The organism is Alistipes montrealensis (assembly GCF_018362775.1).
Taxonomy (GTDB): Bacteria; Bacteroidota; Bacteroidia; order Bacteroidales; family Rikenellaceae; genus Alistipes; species Alistipes montrealensis.
The window spans coordinates 61,309-87,959 of sequence record NZ_JAGYXY010000004.1 but is presented as its reverse complement, the minus strand read 5'-3'; the positions used below and the strand labels follow the sequence as shown (position 1 = coordinate 87,959).

Sequence of the window (26,651 nt, the reverse complement as noted above, 5' to 3'; positions counted from 1 at the left end):
ACATACCATGGATACAACCCCGCTGAGAGCAAAGATCCTCGATACGATCATCCGCAAATCGACGCTGAAGCAGAAGGTTTTCGACAACACCTTCGGAGCGTTCAACCTGCTGAAGGAAACGCTGCTGGAGATGGCTTCGGAGATGGACGACGAACTGGACGGCAAACTCGACCGCCGCGTGCGGCTCGAATACCGCGACCGCGGCAAATTCGAAGCCCAGTTGCAGGTGGCCAACGACATCCTGATTTTCCAGATGCACACCGACGTTTTCGAATTCGACACCAACCACCTCATCTGGCAAAACCCCTACGTACAAAGCGACTGCGACAACTCCTACTGCGGGCTCATCAACATCTACAACTTCCTTTCCGACTCGTTCAAATTCAACCGCAACGCCGACGAAGGCTACCTGATCGGGCGCATCTTCATCAACCGCGAACACCGCTATTTCGTCGAAGGCAAGCAGCAGGGCTCGATGCGGGCGACGGATTTCGGCAAAGCGGAGATCGAGCAGGAGGCGCTGGTGAACATTCTCGAAGCGGCGATCTCCTTCGCACTGAATTTCGACCTGCTGATGCCGCCCTACGAGGAGAACAAGCGCGTGACGGTAGACCAGTTCAACACCAAGATGGACAATTCGAAATTCGTTACCGGAAAACGCCTCGGCTACGATTTCGACGTAGAAGACATATAGGCAGTCGGAGACCCCCGCACGTCTCCGACCCGCCGGTTCCGGTCCGCCCGTAACAACCCCGATAAGTCCGGTCATTTCACCGTGACGACAAACAGGGGCAATCGTTTGAGGCTGCTGGACGCCAGGACCGAAACAGGTCCAATTCTCCGCAGGCCCCGTTCCGGCGGGGCTTAGCGAGCGATACAAATAAAGACAACACAATCGTGACAATCAAGCAAACCATCCTTACGGGACTGCTCGCGGTAACCGCCGGAGCAGTTCTCGCCCAGAACGAATACGCCGAAATCGCCCGCCTGCGGGGCCTCAACGAATCGGTGCACGGCATCCGCTCGATGGCCGACGGCGAGCATTACACCACCCTCGAAGCCAACAACATCCTCCGTTACAGCTACGCCTCCGCCGCCCCCGGCGAAAGCATGCTCCCCGCGCCTGCGCCGAACCTCGTCATTACGGACTACGCTTTTTCGCCCGACGAACGGGCCATCCTGATCGCCTCGGGCCGCAAGCCGATCTACCGCCACTCCTATACGACCACCTATTCGCTCGTGCGCGACAACGCCGTACGGCCCGTACTGCGCGATGCCGAATCCCCGCGCGACGCCTCCTTCTCGCCCGACGGCCAGAAAATCGCCTACTCCGACCGCAACGACCTCTATGTCTACGACATCGCCACGCAGGCTACACGCCGCATCACCGACGACGGAGCCTGGAACACGGTCATCAACGGCACGACCGACTGGGTCTACGAAGAAGAGTTCGGCATCACGAAGGCATATGCCTTCTCGCCCGACAGCCGCCGCATCGCCTACCTGCGCTTCGACGAGAGCGAAGTGCCGCTGATGGAGATGATGCGCTTCGACGGCAAACTCTACAACCACGCCTATTCGTTCAAATACCCCAAAGCCGGGGAACGCAACTCCGTGGTCCAACTCTGGATCGCCGACCTCGAAACCGGCGCCAAAGAACGCATCGACACGGGTTCCGAAACCGATCAATATATCCCCCGCATCGGCTGGACGCCCGACGGACGGCCGTGGTACTACCGCCTCAACCGCCGCCAGAACACCTTCGAGATGCTCGTCTGCGAACCCCACGGGGCACAGCGTACGGTCTATGACGAACGTGCACAGCAATACGTCGAGCGCGTGGACGACAAAACCGTGACCTTCGTTGACAAGGATCGCTTCCTCGTACGGCAGGAGAGCCACACGGGCTACATGCACCTCTACCTGTACAGTCTCCGCCGGGGAATCCTCGAGCAGGTAACCAAAGGCGACTGGGAGGTGACCGATGTCGTGGGAACCGACGGCAAACGCGTGTGGTTCCTCTCGACCGAGACTTCGCCGCTGCGCCGCAACCTTTACAGCGTGCACCTCGACGGCAAGGATAAACAACGCCTCACCACGGGCGAGGGCTTCTACACCGCAGCCCCGAGCGCCGGGATGAAATACTTCATCACCACCTTCTCCAACGCCTCGACGCCCAACCTGACGGAGATCTGCGACGCCCAGGGCAAACCGATCCGCACGCTGGCCGACAGCCGAGAACTGCGCGAAGAGCTGGCCGCCGCAAACCGCCCCGTCAAGGAGTTCTTCACCTTCACCACCGAGCGCGGCGACTGCCTGAACGCCTATATCGTCAAACCCCGCGGCTTCGACCCCTCGCAGCGCTACCCCGTGCTGCTGACCCAGTATTCGGGCCCCGGCTCGCAGTCCGTACGCGACCGCTGGTCGATGGACTGGGAGGACGCCCTCGCCGACAAAGGCTACATCGTGGTCTGCGCCGACGGCCGCGGCACGGGATTCCGGGGCGAGAAATTCAAGAAACAGACCTACGGCCGCCTGGGTGCGCTGGAGGTCGAAGACCAGCTTTCGACGGCCCGCTACATGGCGGCACAGCCTTATGTCGATCCGGCGCGCATCGGCATCTACGGCTGGTCCTACGGCGGATTCATGGCCCTTAGCTGCGCCATGAAGGGCCTCGGGCTGTTCAAGATGGCGATCGCCGTGGCTCCCGTCTCCTCGTGGCGCTACTACGACACGATCTACACCGAGATCTACAACAACCTCCCGCAGTACAACGCCGCGGGCTACGACGACAATTCGCCGATCAACTTCGCGCGGATGCTCGACGACAAGCAAACCCGCCTGCTGATCATCCACGGCACTGCCGACGACAACGTCCATTTCCAAAACACCGTCGAGATGACCCGCGCGCTCAACCGCGCCGGCAAGCAGTACGACATGATGGTTTACCCCGATCAGAACCACTCGATGATGCCCGACGCCACGGCGCACATCCGACAGAAAATGATCGACTATACGCTGAGGAACCTGTAACGGTCCGGCCTGGTTTTTCAACACCCGACGGGTGCTGTCACGCTCCTGGCCGTGTTTGCGCATACGACCGCCCCGCCTGCAAACAACAGGCGGAGACATGTCGCATGCGGATTGCCCGGCTGCTGCGACACCAAAACGGCCCCGCAGCCCTGCCCCGGATTGGGACCGGTCGCAGAAACGGAAAGAACTACCTGAAGAAGTTGACAAATAACGCTGAAAAACTATGACACGCACATTACAGATCGAAACGCCTGTCGGTCCGGTGATGATCACGGCAACCGACAAAGCCATCACTTCCATCCGTTTCGGCACGGAAACGCCCGAAAACTCCACATCCACAGCCGACCCCGCCTCTGCACCCCTGTTGCAGGAGGCAGCCCGGCAACTCCGGGAATACTTTTCCGGCACGCGCCGCGATTTCACGCTGCCGCTCGAGCCCGACGGGACCCCGTTCCAGAAAACCGTATGGCAGGCGCTGCTGACAATCCCCTACGGCGAGACACGCACCTACGGACAGATCGCCGTACAGATCGGCCACAACAAATCGTTCCGCGCCGTCGGCATGGCCAACAACCGCAACCCCATCGTCATCGTCGTCCCCTGCCACCGCGTGCTGGGTTACGACGGCAAACTCACGGGCTATGCCGGGGGTCTCGACATCAAAGGGCAACTGCTCGACATCGAGAAACGGAAATAACATCCCGGCGACCGGCACAGCCTTTCCGACCGGCACAACGCCACAAAAAATGCGAGGCACGGTTTTCCCGTGCCTCGCATTGCATATTCCCGCATCCGGTCAGAGCCCGAATGCAAAGGCATTGATACCGTCGTAAACCGCGCTGACGAGGCCCAGCAGCAACACGCCGGCCATGCAAAGCACAAGGCTGATACGCGTATAGCGGTCGCTGCGGAACGTTGCGATCGGCGTATCGTTGGGCGTAATATACATCGCCTTGACGATCAGCAGGTAGTAATAGAGCGAAATCACCGTATTGATCAGGGCGATGAAAACCAGCAGGTGAAACCCGTCCTTGAAAGCCGCGGCGAAGACGAAGAATTTCGAGAAGAACCCGGCGAAAGGCGGAATTCCCGCCAGCGAGAACAGCGCAAGGATCATCAGCACGGCCAGACGGGGATTGGTACGGGAAAATCCGTTATAATCCTCCAGTCCGACTTTGCCGTCACTGTGCTGCTCAACGACCGACAGCACGCCGAATACAGCAAGGTTCGCAGCCATGTAAACCAGCACATAGAAGACCAGCGAGGTCATGCCGATGGCGCTGCCGCCGATAACGGCCAGCATGATGTATCCGGCCTGGGAAATCGACGAGAAGGCCATGAAACGCTTGAGGTCCTTCTGGCGGATGGCGAAGAGGTTAGCGACGGTAATGCTCAGCACCGTCACGACATAGAGCAGCGTCTGCCACTCCCGGACCATCGGGGCAAAAACCTTGATAAGCACCGTCAGCAGGACAAACGCCGCAGCGCCCTTCGAAACCACCGAAAGGTAGGAAGTCACGTTCGTCGGCGCACCCTGGTAAGCATCCGCCGTCCAGAGGTGGAAGGGCACGAGCGAAATCTTGAACCCGAGGCCGGAGAAGAAGAAAACCAGGGCCATCACCTGCAACGGCGAACCGGTTATGCGCGCGGCCATATCGTCGAAATAGAGCGTCCCGGTGGTCCCGTAGAGGAACGAAATGCCGTAAAGCATCAAACCGCTCGAAAACAGGGCGCAGAGGATGTATTTCGCCCCGGCCTCGGCCGAATAGCGTTTGTATTTGTCGAAAGCCACCAGGCAGGCCATCGGCACGGAAGCCAGCTCCAGCCCGATGAAGAACAGCAGGAAATTGCCCGCACCGATCATGAAGTACATGCCCAGCAGCGTCGAGAGCGTCAGAATGTAAAATTCGCCCTGCTTGTGGCGCGTGTCTTCGCGGCGCAGCCACGTGTCGGACTGCAGGAAAACGATGAGCGCCCCGACGGAGAGCATGCTCTTAACGATGCCGTCCATCGGCGTATACTGGAACATGCCGCCGAAGGCTTCGCCCGCCGCAGCCGGAACGAGATTCACGACGACCTGCACCACCATCAGGGAGCAGGCCACGGCCGAGAAATAGCGGCGTCCGCGCTCCCCGGCCATGAGGTCGTAGAGAAACAGCAGGACGAGAATCGCCGTGAGGGTCACTTCGGCCCGCATCAGCGTAAATATCGAGGTGTAATCCATAGTTGCTTAGTTCATTATGTGCGTAATAACCTCCGAAACGCTGCCGCGGATCATGTCGCTCACCCACAGCGGCGCGAGGCCCATGCCGGCGATGGCGACGACGAGGCAGACGACCGACAGCCGCTCGTCCCACGTGGCGTCGGAGAGCTTCAGGTGTTCCGGGTTTTCACACGTCCCGTAGAGAATTTTTCCGACCACCCGCAGGATGTAGACCGCCGTAATGACGATCGACGTGCAGGCGATGATGGTCACCACGCGATGGAACGTGTCGGCATTCATGAACGCGCCGTTGAAGATGGTCATCTCGGCGACAAAGCCGCTCAGGCCCGGCAGTCCGAGGTTGGCAAGGCCCGCAATCACATACCCGACGGCGAGGAACGGCATCACCTTCATCAGCCCGCTCAACTGGCGGATGTCCCGCGTATGCGTACGGCCGTAAATCATGCCGATCAGGGCGAAGAACAGGGCCGTCATCAATCCGTGGCTCAGCATCTGGAGCACGGCGCCCGTACCGGCCGTGGTGTTCATCATCAACACGGCGAACAGCACCAGTCCGCAGTGCGACACCGAGGAGTAGGCGTTGATGTACTTGAGGTCGGTCTGCACGCAGGCCGAGAAAGCGCCGTAGACGACGGAAATGGTTGTCAGGATGATAAATATCCAGCTCAGTTCCTGCGCCGCTTCGGGCAAAAGGTACATAGCGACTCTGAAACAGCCGTATCCGCCCAGTTTCATCAGCACGCCGGCATGAAGCATCGACACGGCGGTCGGCGCCGAAGCATGGCCGTCGGGGCTCCACGTATGAAACGGGAACAGCGCGCCCAGCACCCCGAAACCGACGAACACCAGCGGGAACCAGATACGCTGCAACGCGACGGGGATGTTGTGCAGCGCGGCGATCTCCTGGATGTTCATCGTCGTCGCCCCCGCACCGAAGTAGATGCCCAGGATACCGATCAGCAGCAGCGCCGAACCGCCCATGAGCATCAGCGTCAGCTTCATGGCGGCGTATTCCTTGCGCCCGCTGCCCCAGACACCGATCAAGAGGTACATCGGAATCAGCGCCACCTCGTAGAACATGAACATCGTGAAGAGGTCGACCGAAATAAAGAACCCGAACACACCTACGCTCAGCAGGCAGAACCAGAGGAAATAGGCCTTGATGTCGCTCTTCATCTGCCACGATGCGAACGTGCCCGTGAAGACGATGATGGCCGACAGCAGCAGCATCGCCACCGAGATTCCGTCGACGCCCACGGCATAGTGGATGTTGAGCGGCGCATACCAGACATGACTTTCGGTGAAGAGCATCGCCGCCGTCTCGCCGGCGCCGCGCAGGCCGAGGTATTGCACCACGAGCACGACGGCCAGCGCCACGAGCAGCGAAGAACCCGCAACCATCACGGCGTGAATCTGCCGCGTCGACTTCGAGAGCCACAGACCCAGCATCATCACGAGCGGAACAGCGGGAAACAGAGATAGTATATTCATAACTCGTTCGGATTAACAGATTAGAAGAATCAAGATCGTAAGGCCTAGCGCACCGCCGAGGAACCAGATGCAGTAACGCTGTACGCTGCCGCTCTGCATGTCGCGAATCGCATAGGCGACGCCGTTCGTGCCCCAGGCCAGGAAATTCATGAACCCGTCGACCACATGGCGGTCAAACCACGCAATAGGGGTCGAGATGCAGGCGAAAATCACCCGGTGGGTAATGAACTGGTAGATTTCGTCGATGTAGAACCGGTGGTAAGCCGCCCGGTGCAGACCGCTGAACGTCGCGGCCAGTTTGTCGGCCACGGGCTGCCGGTCGCGGGCGTACATCCACGTCGCCAGCGCGATGGCCGCCGCGGCAACGCAGAGGCTCACGGCGGCGACGCTCCAGTCGATATGGATCGCATAGGCCGCGCCGTCGCTCGACACCATCTCCCCGAAGGGGATGAATCCCGCCACGCAGGTCACTGCGGCAAGCAGTACGAGCGGCAGGGTCATCGTCAGCGGCGCTTCGTGCGGCGCGTGGCGCGCATGCAGTTCGCTGTTCTCCTTACCCCAGAAAATGCCGTAATAGAGCCGGAACATGTAGAAAGCCGTAAGTCCCGCAATGGCGGTCATCAGCCACCCCATCACGGGGCTGAAGGAGAAGCAGGCCGTGAGAATCTCGTCCTTCGAGAAAAAGCCGCTCAGGGGCCAGATGCCCGCAATGGCGAGGCACGCCACGAGGAACGTCGCATGGGTCAGCGGCATATAACGCCGCAGGCCGCCCATGGCCGACATCTCGTTGGAGTGTACCGCATGAATGATACACCCCGCGCCGAGGAACAGCAGGGCCTTGAACATGGCGTGGGTGAAGAGGTGGAACATCGATGCCATGTAACCCAGTCCGCCGGTGTGCGGGTCGGTCGAAGTGCAGACGCCCAGCGCCACGATCATGAAGCCGATCTGCGAAATGGTGCTGAACGCCAGGACGCGCTTGATGTCGCTCTGCACGCAGGCTACAACGGCCGCATACAGTGCTGTAAAGGCCCCGATATAGGCTGTCCAGTGCAGCACTTCGGGCGCATAACCGATGAAGAGCGGGAACATCCGCGCTACGAGGTAGACGCCCGCCACGACCATCGTCGCGGCATGGATCAGGGCCGACACGGGGGTCGGACCTTCCATCGCATCGGGCAGCCAGATATGCAGCGGGAACATGGCGCTCTTGCCCGCACCGCCGATGAACATCAGCCCCAGCGCCAGCGGAATCATCGTTCCGGCGGCCACCAGCAGGTTCGCTTCGGGCGTAAAGGAGAACGTTCCGGCGTAGTAACCGTAGACGAGGATGCCGACGAGAAAACCCAGGTCGGCGAAACGTGTCACGATAAAGGCCTTCTTCGACGCGGCCACAGCCTCCCTCTTCGTATAGTAGAAACCGATCAGCAGGTAAGAGCTGACGCCCACCAGCTCCCAGAAGAGGTACATCTGGAAAATGTTCGTAGCGACGACCAGCCCGATCATGCTCATCGTAAAGAGCGACAGGAACGCGTAATAGCGCTGGAAACCCCGTTCGCCCTTCATATAACCGAAAGAGTAGATGTGGACCATCAGCGAAACCGTGGAGATCACCACGAGCATCATCACCGAAATCGGGTCCAGCAGGATGCCCAGGTCGATGTGCAACTCTCCGCCGATGGGCAGCCACACCATATTCCACGGCACGAGGGTCGGGAACACGCCCGCGGCGTCGCGCCCGGCGGTGAAGTATTCGAAAGCCGTGTAATAGCTCAGCAGCGCCACGACGACCAGCACCGCCGTACCGACGACGCCCGCCGCCACAGGCCGGAGTTTCATGCCCGCGAGCCCCAGGAAAAGGAAGCTCAGCAGCGGCAGCAACAAAATCAGAATCGTATATTCCATAGAATGTCGTTTTTTCGGGCCGTTACCACTTCATTTCCCGCAGGCTCTTGGCTCCGATGTTGCGGATGTTGCGGTAGATATTGATGATGATGGCGATAGCCACGGCAGTCTCCGCGGCGCTGATTCCGATGGCGAAAAGGGTGAAGAAGAACCCTTCGAGCTGCTCGGGGAAGAGGAAGCGGTTGAAGACCACGAAGTTGATGTCCACCGAATTGAGGATCAGTTCGACGGAGATCAGCATCGCCAGCAGGTTGCGGCGCGTGACGAATCCGTAGATGCCCACGAACATCATGATCGTGGAGACAACGAGGTAGTATTCCATGTGTATCATAGTCGTACTTTTTTAGCGTTTGCGGGCGATGAGGATACCGCCGACGATGCAGGCCAGCAGCAGCAGGCTGATAACCTCGAAGGGCAGTATGTAACCGAATTTTTCGCTGCTCATCAGCGCATGCCCGATGGTCCGCACATCCAGTTCGCCGTGCTCGAAATGCGAAGGCAGGAAGTTGTGGCCGAGCGTGATCCAGAGGCAGATGCCGAGGCTGGCCAGCGTGGCGGCCAGTCCCACGAAGAGTTTATAGCCTTTCAGGTCCTCGGTCTTGTCGCCCTGGCTCGATGTCAGCAGGATCGAGAAGACGTACAACACGGTGATACCGCCGGCGTAGATCAGCAGTTGCACCGCTCCGAGGAACGAATAGTTGAGCTGGAAGTAGATGCCCGCCGTGCCGAACAGGACGAACAACAGGTAGGTCGCAGCGCGCAGGATGCGCTTGGTCGTCACGGCGAGTATCGCGCTCACGCCGATAAACAGCGCGAGAATGACGAAAACAATGAGTTCGAGTGTAATTTCCATGACCTACTGTTTATTGAGTTGTTTAACCAGTTTTTCGCGCGTGTAGACGGCGTGTTCGAAATCGGTCGAGAAGCGGATCGCACCCGTCGGGCAGGCGTTGACGCACAGGCGGCAGAACATGCACGCCCCCAGGTCGTATTCGTAGAGCGCCAGCCGTTTTTTGCTCTTGCCCGTCTCGGGGTCGGTGACCGTCTCGGTCGTGATGCGGATGGTTTCGTTGGGACAGGCCGATTGACAAAGCCCGCAGGCGATGCACTTGTTGTTGCCCCCGGCATCGTGGGGCATCGTCAACTCGCCGCAGAAACGGTCGAACATCTTCAGCGTGGCCCGGTTCTCGGGGTATTGCTCGGTGATCTTGGGGGTGAAAAACTCGCGTCCCGTCACTTTAAGTCCCGTCATAAGGCTTCCCAGTCCGTGGAAAAGACCTTTGATATAATTCATCATAATCAGAAATGCAGTTTAAAGACGACGACGATAACCATCAGCAGCAGGTTGGCGAGGCCGATGGGAACCAGATATTTCCATTCGAGCGTCAGGATCTGGTCGATCCTCAGGCGGGGGAAGGTCCACTTGATCCACATGAGCAGCCACACCACGAAGAAGGCCTTGCCGAAGAACCACACGAAACCCGGAATGTAGTCCATCACGGTGTTGAAGCCCTCCCAGCCCGCAATGTGCAGCGGCATCCAGCCTCCGAGGAAGATGGTGGCGGCGACGCCCGCGACGATGAACAGGTTGACGAATTCGGCGACGTAGAACAGGCCGAAGTGCATGCCCGAATACTCGGTATGGTAGCCGGCCGTGAGTTCCGACTCGGCCTCCGGGAGGTCGAACGGTCCGCGGTTGACCTCGGCGTTGCCCGCGATCAGGTAGATGACAAAGGCGATGAGCGCCGGGATATGTCCCTTGAAGAGGAACCACCCGTCGGCCTGCCGGGCCACGATTTCGGAGAACTGCATGGTGTCGGTCAGCACAATGATCGTGAGGATCGAAATACCGATGGAAAGTTCATACGAAATCATCTGTGCGCCGCTTCGCATGGCGCCGATGAGCGAATACTTGTTGTTGGAGCTCCACCCGGCAAGCAGGATGCCGACCACGCCGATCGACGAGGCGGCCATCATGAAGAAGACGCCCACGTTGAAGTCCAGCACCTCCAGCCCTTTGTTCACCGGCAGGCAGGCGAAGGCCAGCACCGATGCCAGAATGACAATGTAAGGGGCGAGGTTGTAGAGGAACTTGTCCGAACGGCGGATGGTGATGATCTCCTTGGTGAGCATCTTGAACACGTCGCAGATAACCTGCACCGTACCCCACGGACCCACGCGCATGGGGCCCAGGCGGCACTGGAAAGCCGCACAGACCTTGCGCTCCATGAAGATCATCAGGATGGCGATCACCGTGTACATCAGCAGCAGGCAGCCGCCGACGATCACGCATTCGATGAAAACAGCCAGTCCGAGGGGCATGAAAGAGGTCAGCAACCCGTGGACCCAGCTCGTAATTATTGAGAAATCGAACATATTAACTCTTTTTTATCTGTCAATATCCGGAACCACGTAATCGAGCGTACCGCCGATGGCGATCAGGTCGGCGATCTTCGTTCCCCGGGCGATGGTTTCCAGGCAGGCGACCAGAGGCAGTCCCGTCGAGCGGAATTTCACCCGGTAGGGGAACTTGTCGCCCCAGCTCTCGATGAAGACGCCGAACTCACCGCGGCTCCCCTCGACGGCGGCGTAGTAGCTGCCCTCGGGAATGCGGATCACCGGTTTCATCTTCTGCCGGAAGTCGCCTTCGGGAATATTGTCGATCAACTGCTCGATGATGCGCATGCTCTGTTCGATCTCCTTCATGCGGACCATGTAGCGGGCGAAACAGTCGCCTTCGGTGAAAAGCACCTCCTCGAAATCCACTTTGCCGTAAACGGCGTAGGGGTGGCGTTTGCGCACGTCGCAGGCCCAGCCCGCAGCGCGGCCCGTACCGCCCGTGGCGCCGAACGAAACGGCGTCTTCGCGCGTCAGCACGCCCGTACCTTTCAGGCGCTCCTGCGCAATGACGTTGCCGGTGAAAATCTCGTGGTACTCGCGCAGCATCGGGCGCATGTAGGCAATAAACTCCTTGACCTTACGCACAAAGTCGGGATGGATGTCGGCCTCGACGCCGCCGATGGTGTTGTAGGTCTGGATCAGGCGGCCTCCTGTCGTCTGCTCCAGGATATCGAGCACCTTCTCGCGGTCGCGAAAACCGTAGAAAAAGGCTGTCAGCGCGCCCATGTCCATGCAGAGGCAGGCGAAGAACAGCAGGTGCGAGTCGATGCGCTGCAATTCGTCCATGATCGTACGGATGTACTGGACACGCTCCGAAACCTCGACGCCCAGCCCCTTCTCGATACACATGCAGAGCGCATGGCGGTTCTGCGAAGCCCCGAGGTAGTCGAGACGGTCGGTCAGGGCCAGCGTCTGGGGATAGGTCAGCGCCTCGCACATCTTCTCGATGCCGCGGTGGATGTAGCCGCAGTGCACGTCGAGTTTTCGGATGATCTCGCCTTCGAGCGACACGCGGAAACGCAGCACACCGTGCGTCGCCGGGTGCTGGGGGCCTACGTTGATGACGTACTCCTCCTCCTCGAAAAGCACGTTGCGGCCGCGGATGAAGCTGCCGTCGGGTTGCAGTTCGATGGTCGGGGCGGAATCCTTCGACACTTCGTTACTCATACGAAGCGGATTCGACGCCGGATCGTAATCCTTGCGCAGGGGGTATCCCACCCAGTCGTCGCGCAGATAGAGGCGGCGCATGTCGGGATGGTTCAGGAAGCGGACGCCGAAAAAGTCGAACACTTCGCGCTCGTTCAGTTCGGCGGTTTTCCACAGGTCGCATACCGAAGGCAAGACGGGGCGTTCCCGCTCGGGGGTCAGCGTTCGCAGCACGACATTCTCTCCCGTCGAGGTCGCTTCGAGGTGGTAAACCACGCCGAAGCCCTCTTCGCCCCAGTCCATGCCGGTCAGGCTGCGCAGGAAATCGAAACCTTCGGCCTTCAGGCGCTCGGCCAGGCCGCGAAAAGCCTCCGCAGGCACGGTGAACATCCCTTCGCCGGCCTTGGACCATACGGCGGCAGGCTCCCAGGTCTTTATTTTATCTGTCAGGGTCATAATTCTCTTTTTTCTTCTTCGTCCACATTCAAATCGTCCTGTCCCGCCGTCAGGTCGCGCCGGAGGAGTTCTTCATACTCCCGCTGGTCGATCTGGCGGTTCACGCCGCCGAAGAAACGCTGCAGCTTCACCTTGCGCTGAAGCTGCATCAGGCCGTAGAGCATCGCCTCGGGGCGCGGCGGACATCCCGGGATATAGACATCGACGGGCAGAATCTTGTCCACGCCGTTGACCACGTGGTACGACTTCTTGAACGGCCCGCCGCTGATGGCGCAGCCGCCCACGGCGATCACGTACTTGGGGTCGGCCATCTGGTCGTAGAGGCGTTTGAGCACCGGGGCCATCTTGTGGGTGATGGTTCCGGCCACCATGATGAAGTCGGCCTGCCGCGGGGAGGCGCGGGCCACTTCGAACCCGAACCGGGCAAAGTCGTAGCGCGCGGCGCCTACGGACATGAACTCGATGCCGCAACAGCTCGTGGCAAACGTCAGGGGCCAGAGGCTGTTGCTGCGGCCCCAGTTGATCACCTCGTCGAGACACCCCACGATCACGTTGGTTCCGTTTTCGCGCAACTCGTGCGTCATCTGTTCGAGGTATTCGTTGTCGTTGAAGTCTTCATACTTCATCGACTTGATTTTCGGTCTCTTTATTTCCATTCCAAAGCTCCTTTCCGCCATGCATAGGCAAGGCCCAGAATCAGTACTACCAAAAAGAAAAGGATGCTGACCAGTCCGTAGACACCCAGTTCCTGCACGACGACGGCCCATGAAAAGAGGAACACCGTCTCAACATCGAACATCAGGAAGAGAATGGCGAAGAGGTAGTAACCCACCTTGAACTGCATCCACGAACGTCCCCGCGTCGGGATGCCGCACTCGTAAGCCTCTCCTTTCTGGGGATTGTACGAACGCGGCGACACGGCGCGGGCGATACCCAGCGCGACTGCGACCAGCGCAATGGCCGTAAGGATGACGACCACCAATAGCGTGAAATACATAATATATAGTTGTTTTACGATTTTAATTCCGACACGTCGAAACACGCACCCACTCCGCGGACGACAGAGGTCCGGGAAACAGGCGACAGGCAACAGACGAAAAAGGACTAAATCCGGATGCGTCCCAGGGAAAAGACGTAGTAATCCACGGCGTCGGCATGCAGGGCCCTGAAACGGGTCCGCATCACCGTATGCACGTCGTAGGCGGCCGATGCGGCGGCACGGGCGCCGGCCAACTGCCGCACGATGGCTTTATGATCCGAAGGAGCTATGGATGTTTCGATGGAAGTTGCACTGGGGCAGATCGCTACGGAAAAGTAATTGTGGACCGCGGTGTGCGAATCGGAGAGCATCGACACCTTCAGGGCCGGGTGTACTTTTCCCGCATCGCTGCGGAACGACGTACCCTCCAGACTCCCCGCCAGTACGAAGAGCGACAGGATCAAAATAAGCTGAATTCTCCCCTGCATTTGGTCCGAATGAAATTTTCTGCGTTGCGAAGATACATTTTTTATTATGGAAAAACGCGTTGGCGAACCAAAAAGATAACAAAATGGCGAATATTGATTACATAAGCGCGAATTGCAGCCTGTCCCCGAAATACAAAAATGCCGTTCCCGGAAAGGAACGGCATCGAACATCGGCGGAACCGCCTATTTTTTAGCGTAGCGGTCGCCCACGACCTTCCAGTCGACGATACCCCAGAGGGCATCGACGGCATCGGCGCGGCGATTCCGGTAATCGATGTAGTATGCATGCTCCCACACGTCGAAAGTCAACAGCGGTTTCATGCCATGGCGCATCGGATTGCCGGCGTTCTGCTCGCTGACAATAGCCAGCCGTCCCGACGGGTCCTCGGCGAGCCACACCCAGCCCGAACCGAAAAGGCCCGCGGCTGCGCGGTTCATCTGGACTTTCAGTTCGTCGAACGAACCGAAATCCCGGTTGATGGCCTCCAGCAGTTCGCCCGAAGGCTTCGCCTGGGGATTGGGCGAGAATTCCTCGAAGAGAAACTCGTGGTTCCAGGCCTGCGCAGCGTTGTTGTAGATCGCCCCGTCGGCCGAAAGGATGATGTCTTCGAGCGGCTGCCCGGCAAAGGGCGTGTCGACGATCAGTTCGTTGAGTTTGTTGACATAGCCCACATAGTGCTTGTCGTGATGGTAGCGCATCGTCTCCTCGGAGATCGCGGGTGCGAGCGCATTGTACGCATAAGGCAGGTCCTGCGGCGTGAAACGCGCCCCGGGAGCGGCATCGGTCGTTGCCATAATCAGGGGTATTAAAAAGTGGATAAACGGAATCATATATCATCGGTTTTTTGGTCTTCCATCGCTTCGAACGCCCACTTGCCCTTGCCGCAGACGGGGCACACCCAATCGTCGGGAAGGGCGTCGAAGGGTGTGTTCCGCCCTACGTTGTGTTCGGGGTCGCCCAGCACGGGATCGTAGATGTATTCGCAGTAAGTGCAGCGGTATTTTCGCATCGTATCCGGGGAATTAAATTCAGCACAACTCCGAACAAATAGGATGCCCGTTTTACAAATATAGAAAAAAATTCGTAAATTTGGTTAAGAATACAGACAACCCATAATCTAAAACCTGCCATACGCGATGACACTTCCATATGCCGAGCCCTACAAAATCAAGATGACCGAGGCCATCCGCACCTCCTCGCGCGCCGAGCGGGAGGAGTGGATTCGAGAAGCCCGTTACAACCTCTTCAAACTGCGTGCAGACCAGGTGACGATCGACCTTTTGACCGATTCGGGCACGGGGTCGATGTCCGACCGCCAATGGGCCGCAATGATGACCGGCGACGAGAGTTACGCCGGGGCGTCGTCCTACTTCCGGCTCAAAACAACGGTCGCCGACCTGTTCGGCATGCCGTGGCTGCTACCCACGCACCAGGGACGCGCCGCCGAGAACGTGATCTTCTCGGTGCTGCTCAAAGAAGGCGACATCGTCCCCGGCAACTCACATTTCGACACCACGAAGGGCCACATCGAGTTCCGCCGCTGCCACGCCGTGGACTGCACGATCGACGCCGCAGCCGACACGCAGCTGGAACTGCCGTTCAAGGGCGAGATGGACCTCCGCAAGCTCGAAACGGTGCTCCGCGACAATCCCCGCGAAAAGGTCCCGTGCGTAGTGCTCACCGTCACCAACAACACGGCCGGAGGCCAGCCCGTGTCGATGCGCAACATCCGCGAGACGGCCGAACTGTGCCGCCGTTACGGCGTGCCCCTTTTGATGGACTCGGCGCGCTTCGCCGAGAACGCCTATTTCATCAAGACCCGTGAGGAGGGCTATGCTTCGAAGACAATCAAACAGATCGTCCGCGAAATGTATACCTACGCCGACATCATGACCATCTCGGCCAAGAAGGACGGCGTAGTGAACATGGGCGGCTTCGTGGCAATGCGCTGCGAAGAACTCTATAAACAGGCCATGTCGTTCAGCATCCTCTTCGAAGGTTATGTCACCTACGGCGGCATGTCGGGGCGCGACATGGATGCGCTGGCCGTGGGATTGGACGAGAACACGGAGTTCGGGCAACTCGACGCCCGCATCCGACAGGTGAAACTGTTGGGCGACCTCCTGGACGAATACGGCGTTCCCTACCAGCGCCCGGCAGGCGGCCATGCGATCTTCGTCGATGCGAAAAAGGTGCTTCCGAACCTCCCGAAAGAGCAGTTCATCGCCCAGACGCTGGCCGTCGAACTCTATCTCGAAGCGGGCATCCGCGGCGTGGAGATCGGCTCGATACTCGCCGACCGCGACCCCGAGACGCACGAGAACCGCTACCCCGCGCTCGAACTGCTGCGCCTGGCCATTCCGCGCCGTGTCTACACCGACAACCACATCCGCGTGATCGCCGCCGCATGCCGCAACATCTACGCCCGCCGTTCGGAGATCACCACCGGCTACCGCATTTCGTTCGAGGCGCCGATCCTGCGTCACTTCACCGTAGAACTCGAAAAAATCTGAGATACATCCATGAAAAAAATCCTTCTCTCACTGGCCGCCCTGGGTGCGGCCCTCGGCGTGCAGGCGAAAATCGTCCTGCCCGGTATTTTCGGCGACAACATGGTGCTCCAACAGCAAACGGAAGCACAGTTCTGGGGCAAAGCCGCGCCCGGAAAGAAAGTCACGATCCACCCCTCGTGGAGTACAAAAGCCATTACAGCCAATGCGAACAAAGACGGCCGTTGGAAGGCCGCCGTACCGACCCCCGAAGCCGGAGGTCCCTACACAATCGAACTGAGCGACGGTGAACGGCTGACGCTCCGCAACGTCTTGATCGGCGAAGTGTGGCTCTGCTCCGGGCAGTCGAACATGGAGATGCCGATGCGCGGATTCAACAACCAGCCCGTAGAAAGCTCAGCCGACGTGATTATCCGGGCGAAGGCCTCGACGCCGATCCGCCTCTGCACCGTAAACCGCAGCACGGCGCGTAGCCCGCAGGAGGAGTGCACGGCGCAATGGCAGGAAAACACCCCCGAGGCGGTGGCCGGAACGAGCGCCACGGCCTATTACTTCGCGCAATACCTGCAAAACGTGCTGGACGTTCCCGTGGGTGTCATCGTCACCTGCTGGGGCGGCACGCCCGTAGAGGCGTGGATGGACCGCGAAACGATGTCCGGATTCAAAGAATTCGACCTCTCGTTCCTCGACGATTCCGCAAAAATCAAAGGCCCGGAAAACAAGCCCTGCGGACTTTACAACGGCATGATCGCGCCGCTCGTACCCTTCACCGTCAAGGGATTCCTCTGGTATCAGGGCGAATCGAACCGGCTGAGGCCCACCCAGTACCGGGCGCTGATGAGTTCCTTCGTCGGGATGCTGCGCAGCCGCTGGGCACAGGGAGAATTGCCGTTCTACTATGTGCAGATCGCACCCTATCGCTATGAGAACCCCGACGAAGTCGGTTCGGCGCTGCTGCGCGAGGCGCAACTGCGCAATCTGGAGGACATTCCATCGAGCGGCATGGCCGTCACGCTCGACATCGGCAACGCGAACTGCATCCACCCGGCCAAGAAACAGCAGGTCGGAACGCGCCTCGCATGGCTGACCCTGTCGAAGACCTACGGCATGAAAGGCATCAACGCCGATACGCCGGTCTACGAAAAGATGGAAATAGCCGACGGCAAAGCCTACCTGACGTTCCGCGCCGGCCGCGAAGGCCTCGCCCCTTACGGCGACAAACTCGCAGGCTTCGAAATCGCCGGCGCCGACCGTGTATTCCATCCCGCCACGGCCTGGATCGAAAAAGGCAGAGGCCGCCTGATCGTCACGAGCGACGCCGTCGCCGAACCCGTCGCTGTCCGCTACGCCTTCAAAAACGCTCCGGAAGCCTCCCTTTTCAACGGCTCCGGCATCCCGGCCTCGTCGTTCCGTACGGACGACTGGGAAGTGAAATAGGATTGCATACACCTGAAAAATCCGGCCGGGAAAGCAATGTTTTTCCCGGCCGGATTTTAGTAATGGACCGGAGTATCCGAAAAATTCAAAACGAGGCGCATCGGTTCAGCGAGGCCAGGATTTTCCGATTTGCACAATCTATTACCGATGTTTCCAGCGCCGACAGATAAATCTGGGTCGTGCGCTCGGATGTATGCCCCATTCCTGCGCTGATGACCGGCAAGGGAACGTTATGGTTACGGGCTGCCGTCGCCCAACTGTGCCGCGAGGTATAGGACGACAGGCCGGAATCCAGCCCCAGCATCGAGGCTAGTTTTTTCAGCAGGCGGTTGTAATAGTTCAGGGCAACCTGATATTGCTTATAAGCCCTGGCCTGTTCCACTGCGGTCAGCACCGGAAAAAGATAGGGCGTATCGCGTGTACGCGGCTCATAACGGCTGATGATTTCGCGCATACACGCCTCCAGGCGGACGGCCATCCGCTGACCTGTTTTGCGGCGCACATAGTGAATCGCCCCGTCCTTCACATCCCGTTTGCGGAGATAAGCCATGTCTACGAAGGCCATGCCGCGCGTACAATAGCTGAAGATAAACAGGTCGCGGGCCAGCGACAACGGGGCCTCGGCCTGCAGGTCGAGATTCCTCAGACGGGCGATGAGCCGTTCGTCGATGGCCCGTTTGCGCGTACGGTCCACCCCCGTATAAACGCCGCCGAAAGGCGTCGCCGGCTCGGCGAGGTGCTTCCGGACCGCCTTGTTGTAAACCGAGCGCAGGATGCGCATGTAGAACGACACGGTATTGCGGACAACTCCGCGACGCAGCAGATAGGCATTGTACTCTTCGACCAGCCGTTCGGTAAATGCCGAGAAAGGAAGATTAGCACCCCCGAGAAAGCCCGAAAAACTGTTGAGCGTCCGCGAATAGTTACGCGCCGTACCCAGCCGGCCGTCGGCTGTCAACTGCGCAATCTGCTCATGCATAAACGACAAAATGCCAACGCCCTGCGACAATATACGGAAGCGATTGGCAACATCGTCCACCGTATACGGACGCCCCTCGCGAATCAGGTCGCGAATGATCCGGTGCATCAAGCCCACATCGCCGTCTATCCGGCACTGGCAAACCGGGAGTTGCCCCGACGCGGACGGAACGGTTCGCTGCGCCGAAGCGTCCCACTCGCCGGGCAGCAGCCGGATGTCAGTTTTAATAAAACAGGTCCGGCGAAGATGGGTTAACTGATAACAGATGGCTCCGGCCTTGCCGGATACGCGCGATGCGCGGAATTTTACCTTTACGGAAGTAATCATAATAAGAGAAGTTTGTTCCGAAAGGTCGCAATTATCCTCTATTTCGCGCGTATACCCAGCCCACTTAACCGAGTAAGACCTTCATTCCAGGCCGGAATCCGGAAACACAAACGGAGCCCGGTCCTTCCGAACCGGACTCCATTTGTCAACAAAGTGCCGCTATTCGCCGCAAATCAAAATCAATGCGACCATCGGTACAACGGACCACCACGAACGCCGCCGTTCCTCGGCAGGAAACAGCCGGGCAATGTCCTCCGAACGTTCGAAATAACGCAGCGCCCCGAACCACAAAACACACGTCACCACATTGGTCAATACCAAGCGTACGATATCCGAGTGTCCCCAGGAATCGTTAAAGAGCGGAAGAATCAGAGCGACGAAATGTGCGGCGGCCTTCAATCCCACGTACAGGCTGACCTGCTGCACAGCATAGGGGCTCCGTTTCAGCAGCAGCCAAAACAACAGCAGCGGCAGCAACGCAGCGAGAAATACGCCAAGTTCAACAGAGGCGGTCAACCACGTCGCCGGCAGGCTCCCGGAGATAACCCGTCCGATCAGCCACGACCACATCCGGAAAACGCCGTAAGCGCCGAAAACCCATACGGGTCCGGGCATCGCATTGAGTTCTGCAAGAAGTTTTTTCATATTCCGAATCGAGCAACGGGCGGCAATCTCCATATCAGGCCGCAGAAACTAAATCAGCGTTTCGAGTATCTGCACGGCATTGAGCGCCGCACCCTTCTTGATCTGGTCGCTCACGCACCAGAAGGTCAAACCGTTGTCCGAAGTCAAATCCTTGCGGATACGTCCCACGTAAACGGGGTCCTGTCCGGCGATGAAGAGCGGCATCGGATAGACCTTGCCGGCGGGATCGTCCATCAGCACCACGCCCTTGGCCTTCGAGAAGGCTTCGCGGGCTTCGGGAACCGACACGGGACGTTCGGTTTCGAGCCACACGCTCTCCGAATGGGCGCGCATCACCGGGACGCGCACGCAGGTCGCCGACACGGCAATGTCCGAGTGCATGATCTTGCGCGTCTCGTGGAACATCTTCATCTCTTCCTTCGTATAGTCGTTGTCGGTGAAAACGTCGATATGCGGAATGACATTGTAAGCCAACTGGAAAGCGAATTTCGCCACGGTAGGCTCTTTGCCGCCGCACAACTCGGCATGCTGCGCCTCCAATTCCATCATGCCGGCAGCCCCGGCGCCGCTGGCCGACTGGTAGGTCGACACATGAACACGGCGGATGTGCGACAGGTCTTCGATCGCCTTCAGCGTCACGACCATCTGGATGGTCGTGCAGTTGGGATTGGCGATAATGCGGCGGGGTGCGTTCTTCGCGTCTTCGGGATTGACCTCCGGAACGACGAGGGGCACGTCGGCGTCCATGCGGAAAGCGCTCGAATTGTCGATCATGATCGTACCGTGCCTGGTGATCGTCTCGGCAAACTCCTTCGACGTACCGGCCCCGGCCGATGTCAGGGCAAAATCGATTCCCTTGAAATCGTCGTTGTGTTGCAGCAGTTTGACGGTAAGCTCTTTTCCGCGGAATTTATAAGTACGGCCCGCACTGCGCTGCGAACCGAACAGCACGAGTTCGTCGATCGGGAGATTGCGCTCCTCCAAAATCCGCAAAAATTCTTGGCCTACAGCACCGCTGACGCCCACAATAGCAATCTTCATTTTTGATAAAATTAGAATGTGATCATCGCTCCCGCTCGGACGAACCGTACACAGGAGTTCGGTGGCAAATATAACGAATTCAGGGTGAACTGCAAAAAAATCAGTCCGATAATCCCCCAATAACTCCCCGGCGGATACACAGCCCCGGAGCCAGAAACGTTACGGCCGGCCATCGTCCCCGAGGTTCGCTCTCGGGGCGGGTTAATCGAAGAAGTTTTCGTCCTCGGCGTTGTTCGGGCCTTCGGAGTCCGCTTCGTCCTCGCAGTCATAGCGGGGCATCATCGCCGGACGTACGAACTGGTCCGAACGGCTGATGCCGAAACGCCCGTCGTCGTAGATTTTTTTCAGGTATGCGCCCACGATCGGCAGGGCCATCACACTGCCCTCTCCGCCCCGGATGAAATGCACCGACTGGTCCTCACCGCCGACCCAGGCTCCTGTCACGAGTTTCGGAGCCACGCTCATGAACCACGCGTCGCGGTTCTTGTTCGAGGTTCCGGTCTTACCGCCGATCTCCATGTTAGTCAGCCCGAACTGCCATCTCAGGCGGCCCGCCGTTCCCGAGTTGACCACATCCTGCAGCATCGTAAGCATCGTATAAGCCGTACGTTCGCTGACAGCGTCCTGCGACTGGGGAATGAAACTGGCGATCAGGTTGCCCTGACGATCTTCGATCCGCGTCACAAAGATCGGATCGGTGTGCACGCCCTGATTGGCGAAGGTCGAAAAAGCGCTCACCAGTTCGTAAACGTTCGACTCCGAGGAGCCGAGGGCCAGCGCCGGAACGGGATCGATGTAACTGCGGATACCCATGTTATGGATGAAGTCGGCCACAGCGGCAGGCTGTTTGGCCTGCTTCATGATCCACGCCGAATAGTTGTTGCGGCTGCGCGCAAGGCCCCATTTCAGGGGATGCAGCACGCCGTCGTACTCGACATTGCCGGCCTCCTTGGGCGACCATGCCGTGCCGTTGGCGGTCTCAATGGTCGTCGGCAGGTTCGGGACCATCGTGCAGGGCGTCAGGCCCAGGTGGTCGATGGCGAACGTGTAGACGAAGGGCTTGATCGTAGAACCGATCTGGCGTTTGCCCTGCTTGGCCATGTCGTACTTGAAGTAACGGAAGTTAGGTCCTCCGACATAGGCCTTTACGAAACCCGTACGGGGATCGAGCGACACCATCGCTGCACGCATGATGCGTTTGTGGTGGAGGATCGAGTCGCGCGGCGACATCAGCGTGTCGCGCTCGCCCTTGTAGGTGAATACCCGCATGTTGCAGGGTTTGTCGAACGCCGCGGTGATCTCCTTCTCGCTCGCCCCGGCGTTCTTCATCTCGCGGTAACGGTCGGAATAGCGCACGGCATGGCGCATGATGCGGTCGCGCTCCTCCTTGTCGGCGTCGACGAAGAGCGTCTTCGTCGCCCGGAACTGCGCATCCATCTTGGGCTGAATCTCCTTCTCCATCTGCTGCTGTACGGCCTGCTCGGCGTAGGTCTGCATCACGGAGTTGATCGTGGTATAGATTTTCAGTCCGTCGCGGTAGATGTTGTAGGGCGTGCCGTCGGCCTTGCGGTTCTTGTGACACCAGCCGTAAAGCGGATTCTCGTTATACTCTTTGAGTGCCTGGTCGTAGTCCCACTCATTGTAGAACTGGCTGCGCTTGGGCGGCTGGGCGTTCATCACCAATCGCAGCATTTCACGGAAATAGGTCGCTGCGCCTTCGTTGTGGGATACGGGCTTGTAATTCGTCACGATCGGCAGCGCCGAAAGCGAATCGCGCTGTTTGCGCGTCAGCGCCCCGGACTCCTCCATACGCGAAAGCACGAGATTGCGGCGCGCGAGGGCGTTCTTGGGATTCAGGATCGGCGAATAGCGCGTCGGGGCGTTCACCACGCCCACCAGCACGGCAGCCTCCTGCACGTTGAGTTCATCGGGTTCCTTGTTGAAGAAGGTGTGCGAAGCCGACTTGATGCCGAAGGCATTCGAGCCGAACTCCACCGTATTGAGGTACATGGCGGCAATCTCCTCCTTCGTGTAGTTGTATTCGAGTTTAAGGGCCGTGATCCACTCCTTCAGTTTCGAGGTCACGAGTTTGGCTTTGCGCACGACGGCGCCGCGGTTGCGGGCCGTGTCACGCGGAAAGAGGTTTTTGGCCAACTGCTGCGTAATCGTCGATCCGCCGCCCTGCGACGTGTTCTGCAAAAGCAGCGTTTTTACGGCCACACGCGCCAGCGAAGGGATGTCGATACCCGAATGGGTACGGAAACGGGCGTCTTCGGTCGAAATGAGCGCCGCAACGATGGGCGGGACTTCGTGCCCGGCCAGCCGGATGTGGAGCGTCGAGTCCGACGGATAGAGGTCGGCATACTGCACGTAAGAGCGGTTCTGCACGAAGAAGGTTCCGATCACCTTGCCGTCCTCGGAGTAAACCTCCGTGGCGAGGTTGCTGCGGGGATTTTCCAACTCTTCGAACGAGGGCATGCGGCCGAATACCCCGAAGGCTGTGAGCAGCAACAGCAGGGCCAGGAGCGCGAAGGGCGCGAACGCCACATACCAGATCCATTTTATCGTTTTCGGGCTGACGCCCGTCTTTTTCTTTTGTGCCATACGACTCTATTTGCGACAAAGATACGAAATATATTGCAAATCCTTTAAAAAGGCAGCCCCACCGATGCGGCGACATAGACGCCGCCGTTCGACGGATGGTAACACGACAGTTTGAAGGTCGACGTAGCCGACGCCGGCTGCCGGAAGGCGTTGAAGTCGACGACGATGTCCCCGCCCACCGACCAGATCCGCCGCCACTCCATGCCTGCGCCTGCGGGACGCCGGAACTGCGCGTAGTCGCCTCCGACGTTGAGCCGGATGCGTTTGAGGTAGACGACCGAACCGATACCGCCTTCGGGATACCACACCGGCAACTGGTAGTTGACCGCAGCGGCGGTGTAGTTGTTCGAAACGATGTCCGCCGAGGTAAAGCCACGGGGAATCAGCCGCGAGGATTTGTAACTCAGCGGCGCATAGCCCGCCGGGAACTTGTAACCGCCGACCGAAGTCTGGTAAGTCGCGGCGACGAGCACCGAGTTGTGGGGTGCGAATCCCGGCAGGTAAGCCTGCCCGTAGAACGACATCAGGTCGCTGAAATGGGCGTTTGCCGGATTGAACGTGTAATTCGTGCTGAGGGTATAGCCCCAGCGGGGTGCGATGTCACGGTGGGCCATGCGCACCTGGTCGGAAAATCCGACGCCGAACGAAACCTTGTGCAAACCCTTGTTGAAGCCGATACGCTGGATGTTGTGGATACCGCCGTTGCTCCACTCGATCTTGTCGAGGTCGGCGACCATGCCGTTCGAATAGTTCCAGCCCGCCGAAACGGATAACTGGCGCGTATGGTAACCCCGCTGGAAATAGAGCGGGAGGGTCGTCGACAACCCCACGGAGTAGTATTTGTCGGGTGCGGGGCGGGTCTGGTAGACCGGATTGCCCTCCTCGTCACGCCCGGCCAGCGAGTAGAAGAGCTGGTTGCCGCCGTAGGAGGCGTCCAGGTCGAAACGCATCCCCAGCCCGAAATAGCGCACGCCGAGGTTCACGAGCGACCCTTCGTGGCGGTTCCAGCCGTAGGAGGCGTACGCCTCGGTGTTCGACAGCAGGTTCTGCGACATCAGCGTGAGGCCCACATTGAGGTCGATTACATGTTCGTCGACCGCGGCGAAGGGATTGAACGCCACGGGCATCCAGCTATGGACGTTCACCAGGTTGGGAACCTTGCGGTAACGCTTCGCGCGGAACGTGCCGCACTGTTCGACGGAATCGAGACGCGTATAGTTCACCGTATCGAGGTTCACCACATCCCAGCGCTTGCGGGGCGGATTCACGAGGTTGACGGGCAGTTGCGAGGGCGTAACGGGAATCAGCAGACTGTCCGAAGGGTCCGCCGCCTGCTCCGTCACCCGGTAACCGAGGCGGTCGTAGGTCGTCAGCAGCACCCCGCCCTCCGTCGGGACGGGTGCGAAGGAGCCGTAAGCCGAAGTGGTGATGCGGTATTCGCGGCGGGCCATCAGGTCGTAGCAATGGGCTTCGTCCTTACCCGAAGCGATCGAACCGTAGTAGAGTTTGCCGTCTCCGGCCCGGAGGTTCGAGAGGGTGATATAGGCCCCCTCGGTGATCGGGTGCATGCCGTCGGAGTCGATACGGCCGATCCACATGCCGCTGTCGTCCGTGACCAGTACATACCACGCCACCGTCAGGTCGTCCCACGCCAGTCCGTGAATCTCGGAGCGTTCGGGCGTCTCGAACTGCCGCTGGGCAGCATCGCCGTGACGCACGAAAACCGTATAGCGGCCATCAGGATTGTATTCCACCCATCCGAACTCCTCCCCCGAAGCCGTGGGATAGAGCACCCTTCGCTGCCGGGCAACCGAACGGGGCACACCGTCGGCAAGGTCCATGTAGCACAGTTGCGAGTTGACGCGCTGTTCGAAAAGCGCCGAGCGGCGGTACTCGGTCCACCAGACGCGGCCGCCCGACATCGACGGACGCGTCGAAACCTGCCCCGTACGGCAGATCGTGCGTTCCCCGCCCGTGCGACGGTCGACCTCGACGAACCGCGACACGCGGTCGAGGTCGGTTTTCAGCACCAGCACAGCCGTATCGCCCAGCGGCAGGGGCCACTGGTAAGTCGTGTAGTTCTTCTCCGGAAGCGGGGTGAGCGTCTTCGCGCTGTCTTCGACCTTCGGCAGCGAATCCCAGTAGTGTTCCAGTTCGTCGAAGGTCTCGCGGAAGAGTTTCATGACGTTGGTTTTATAGAACTTGCCCAACGCGACACGCGTCGTGGCCAGCACATAAGGATTGCGCGAGCCGTACCATGCGACCTTGTCCCAGACGTTCTCGCCGTAACGTTCGTAGGCATAAGAGCAAATCTGGTAACCCAGTTCGTAGTGGTCGGGAATGTAGTCGCGGTAGGACCCGCAGAACCAGCGGTCGATGTTGCGGCGGTCGCGGCCGACGCTCCCTATGGCGCGGTAAGCCAGCGAGAAGGAAGGTTGCAGGCCGCGGCCGAACGACGACATCATCGTCTCGGACATCACGGCGTCGCCCTCCATGGCCCAGATCGGCATGCACAGCAGGCCGATGGTCGAACCCTGCTGCCCGAGCACATAGCTCAGGGCGCGGATAACGCCCCGGTCGAGGTTGTTGTACTGCACGGCATGGCGGTATTCGTGGGCCACGAGTTGTTTGTACCACGGCATCGAATAGCTGTCGACGGCAGGCGAGGTGAGGAACTCCACACGTTTGGGAAGATACATCACCAGCCCGTTCGACTGGAAATTCTCGGGGTGCATGACGAAGGGAATGCGCATCGGACCGTGGCGGAAGCCGTAACCGATGTCGGGCCTCACGGTGCGGATGTAGAACAGCGTGCGGCGGGCAATGTCGGAGACCGTATCGGGATAGATCATCCGCACGTCGGGCGTACGGATCGTCGACCATTTCAGCGGAGGATCGGAACCCCAGGTGTAATACTGGGCGGCGGCGCGCTCCGTGCCGCACACCGCGCACAGAAGTGCGAAGAGGAACAGCAGCCGGCGCACG

At 59.3% G+C, this 26,651-nt stretch carries 23 protein-coding genes; 5 read left to right on the top strand and 18 right to left on the bottom strand.

The features are described 5' to 3' along the window. The first annotated feature begins 7 nt into the window (after nucleotides 1–7). From KG007_RS09395 to KG007_RS09385, 3 genes are all read left to right on the top strand, one after another. Nucleotides 8–694, top strand: coding sequence for a hypothetical protein (locus KG007_RS09395; protein WP_195461032.1), 687 nt, complete (start codon nucleotides 8–10; stop codon nucleotides 692–694). Nucleotides 695–897: 203 nt separating this feature from the next. Then, the gene (locus KG007_RS09390) at nucleotides 898–3,033 is read left to right on the top strand and encodes a S9 family peptidase (RefSeq protein WP_394369668.1); all 2,136 of its coding nucleotides are present in this window, start codon (nucleotides 898–900) and stop codon (nucleotides 3,031–3,033) included. A gap of 223 nt (nucleotides 3,034–3,256) precedes the next feature. Then, complete coding sequence (locus tag KG007_RS09385) at nucleotides 3,257–3,730, top strand: methylated-DNA--[protein]-cysteine S-methyltransferase (protein ID WP_213348439.1); 474 nt, start codon at nucleotides 3,257–3,259, stop codon at nucleotides 3,728–3,730. Nucleotides 3,731–3,829: 99 nt separating this feature from the next. Here the strand turns inward: KG007_RS09385 and KG007_RS09380 are convergent, their stop codons facing one another. The 13 genes from KG007_RS09380 to KG007_RS09320 all read right to left on the bottom strand — a co-directional run bounded on the left by KG007_RS09380 (nucleotide 3,830) and on the right by KG007_RS09320 (nucleotide 15,132). After that, nucleotides 3,830–5,257: an NADH-quinone oxidoreductase subunit N gene (locus KG007_RS09380; protein WP_213348437.1), complete on the bottom strand. Its 1,428-nt coding sequence runs from the start codon at nucleotides 5,255–5,257 to the stop codon at nucleotides 3,830–3,832. 6 nt (nucleotides 5,258–5,263) lie between these two features. Then, nucleotides 5,264–6,748 carry a complex I subunit 4 family protein gene (locus KG007_RS09375; protein WP_195461029.1) on the bottom strand — a complete coding sequence of 495 codons (1,485 nt, stop codon included), beginning with the start codon at nucleotides 6,746–6,748 and terminating at the stop codon, nucleotides 5,264–5,266. Nucleotides 6,749–6,760: 12 nt separating this feature from the next. Next, nucleotides 6,761–8,653 (bottom strand): NADH-quinone oxidoreductase subunit L, encoded by a 1,893-nt coding sequence (gene nuoL, locus KG007_RS09370; protein WP_213348435.1) that lies wholly within the window; start codon nucleotides 8,651–8,653, stop codon nucleotides 6,761–6,763. 22 nt (nucleotides 8,654–8,675) lie between these two features. After that, nucleotides 8,676–8,984, bottom strand: a complete 309-nt coding sequence (gene nuoK / locus KG007_RS09365) for an NADH-quinone oxidoreductase subunit NuoK (RefSeq protein WP_195461027.1) — start codon at nucleotides 8,982–8,984, stop codon at nucleotides 8,676–8,678. A gap of 12 nt (nucleotides 8,985–8,996) precedes the next feature. After that, nucleotides 8,997–9,506, bottom strand: a complete 510-nt coding sequence (locus tag KG007_RS09360) for an NADH-quinone oxidoreductase subunit J family protein (RefSeq protein WP_195461026.1) — start codon at nucleotides 9,504–9,506, stop codon at nucleotides 8,997–8,999. A 3-nt stretch (nucleotides 9,507–9,509) separates the two neighbouring features. Further along, a complete protein-coding gene (locus tag KG007_RS09355) occupies nucleotides 9,510–9,950 on the bottom strand; it encodes a 4Fe-4S binding protein (RefSeq protein ID WP_213348433.1) in 441 nt (146 codons plus the stop codon). A 2-nt stretch (nucleotides 9,951–9,952) separates the two neighbouring features. Further along, on the bottom strand, nucleotides 9,953–11,029 hold the full coding sequence (gene nuoH, locus KG007_RS09350) for an NADH-quinone oxidoreductase subunit NuoH (protein WP_195461024.1): 1,077 nt from the start codon (nucleotides 11,027–11,029) through the stop codon (nucleotides 9,953–9,955). 12 nt (nucleotides 11,030–11,041) lie between these two features. Next, the gene (locus KG007_RS09345) at nucleotides 11,042–12,589 is read right to left on the bottom strand and encodes an NADH-quinone oxidoreductase subunit D-related protein (protein ID WP_213348770.1); all 1,548 of its coding nucleotides are present in this window, start codon (nucleotides 12,587–12,589) and stop codon (nucleotides 11,042–11,044) included. 62 nt (nucleotides 12,590–12,651) lie between these two features. Then, the gene (locus KG007_RS09340; RefSeq protein ID WP_195461023.1) at nucleotides 12,652–13,311 is read right to left on the bottom strand and encodes an NADH-quinone oxidoreductase subunit B; all 660 of its coding nucleotides are present in this window, start codon (nucleotides 13,309–13,311) and stop codon (nucleotides 12,652–12,654) included. Next, complete coding sequence (locus KG007_RS09335) at nucleotides 13,302–13,652, bottom strand: NADH-quinone oxidoreductase subunit A (RefSeq protein WP_009599057.1); 351 nt, start codon at nucleotides 13,650–13,652, stop codon at nucleotides 13,302–13,304. The genes KG007_RS09340 and KG007_RS09335 overlap by 10 nt, the downstream gene beginning before the upstream one ends. Before the next feature lie 107 nt (nucleotides 13,653–13,759). Continuing rightward, complete coding sequence (locus tag KG007_RS09330; RefSeq protein WP_249413297.1) at nucleotides 13,760–14,122, bottom strand: hypothetical protein; 363 nt, start codon at nucleotides 14,120–14,122, stop codon at nucleotides 13,760–13,762. 183 nt (nucleotides 14,123–14,305) lie between these two features. Continuing rightward, nucleotides 14,306–14,917: a superoxide dismutase gene (locus KG007_RS09325; RefSeq protein WP_213348431.1), complete on the bottom strand. Its 612-nt coding sequence runs from the start codon at nucleotides 14,915–14,917 to the stop codon at nucleotides 14,306–14,308. Nucleotides 14,918–14,949: 32 nt separating this feature from the next. Beyond that, the gene (locus KG007_RS09320; protein ID WP_195461021.1) at nucleotides 14,950–15,132 is read right to left on the bottom strand and encodes a rubredoxin; all 183 of its coding nucleotides are present in this window, start codon (nucleotides 15,130–15,132) and stop codon (nucleotides 14,950–14,952) included. 127 nt (nucleotides 15,133–15,259) lie between these two features. Between KG007_RS09320 and KG007_RS09315 the strand changes: the two genes are divergently transcribed. Both KG007_RS09315 and KG007_RS09310 read left to right on the top strand, forming a co-directional pair. Beyond that, nucleotides 15,260–16,636, top strand: coding sequence for a tryptophanase (locus tag KG007_RS09315; RefSeq protein WP_213348429.1), 1,377 nt, complete (start codon nucleotides 15,260–15,262; stop codon nucleotides 16,634–16,636). Between the two features lie 9 nt (nucleotides 16,637–16,645). Continuing rightward, a complete protein-coding gene (locus KG007_RS09310; protein WP_213348427.1) occupies nucleotides 16,646–18,070 on the top strand; it encodes a sialate O-acetylesterase in 1,425 nt (474 codons plus the stop codon). An 85-nt stretch (nucleotides 18,071–18,155) separates the two neighbouring features. Here the strand turns inward: KG007_RS09310 and KG007_RS09305 are convergent, their stop codons facing one another. From KG007_RS09305 to KG007_RS09285, 5 genes are all read right to left on the bottom strand, one after another. Further along, nucleotides 18,156–19,376 carry a site-specific integrase gene (locus KG007_RS09305; protein ID WP_213348426.1) on the bottom strand — a complete coding sequence of 407 codons (1,221 nt, stop codon included), beginning with the start codon at nucleotides 19,374–19,376 and terminating at the stop codon, nucleotides 18,156–18,158. Between the two features lie 159 nt (nucleotides 19,377–19,535). Beyond that, nucleotides 19,536–20,021, bottom strand: coding sequence for a hypothetical protein (locus KG007_RS09300; protein ID WP_195460997.1), 486 nt, complete (start codon nucleotides 20,019–20,021; stop codon nucleotides 19,536–19,538). A gap of 48 nt (nucleotides 20,022–20,069) precedes the next feature. Further along, complete coding sequence (locus KG007_RS09295) at nucleotides 20,070–21,062, bottom strand: aspartate-semialdehyde dehydrogenase (protein WP_213348424.1); 993 nt, start codon at nucleotides 21,060–21,062, stop codon at nucleotides 20,070–20,072. A gap of 201 nt (nucleotides 21,063–21,263) precedes the next feature. Continuing rightward, a complete protein-coding gene (locus tag KG007_RS09290) occupies nucleotides 21,264–23,666 on the bottom strand; it encodes a transglycosylase domain-containing protein (RefSeq protein WP_195460995.1) in 2,403 nt (800 codons plus the stop codon). Nucleotides 23,667–23,710: 44 nt separating this feature from the next. Then, nucleotides 23,711–26,650 carry a hypothetical protein gene (locus tag KG007_RS09285; RefSeq protein WP_213348422.1) on the bottom strand — a complete coding sequence of 980 codons (2,940 nt, stop codon included), beginning with the start codon at nucleotides 26,648–26,650 and terminating at the stop codon, nucleotides 23,711–23,713. Nucleotide 26,651 lies beyond the last annotated feature (1 nt).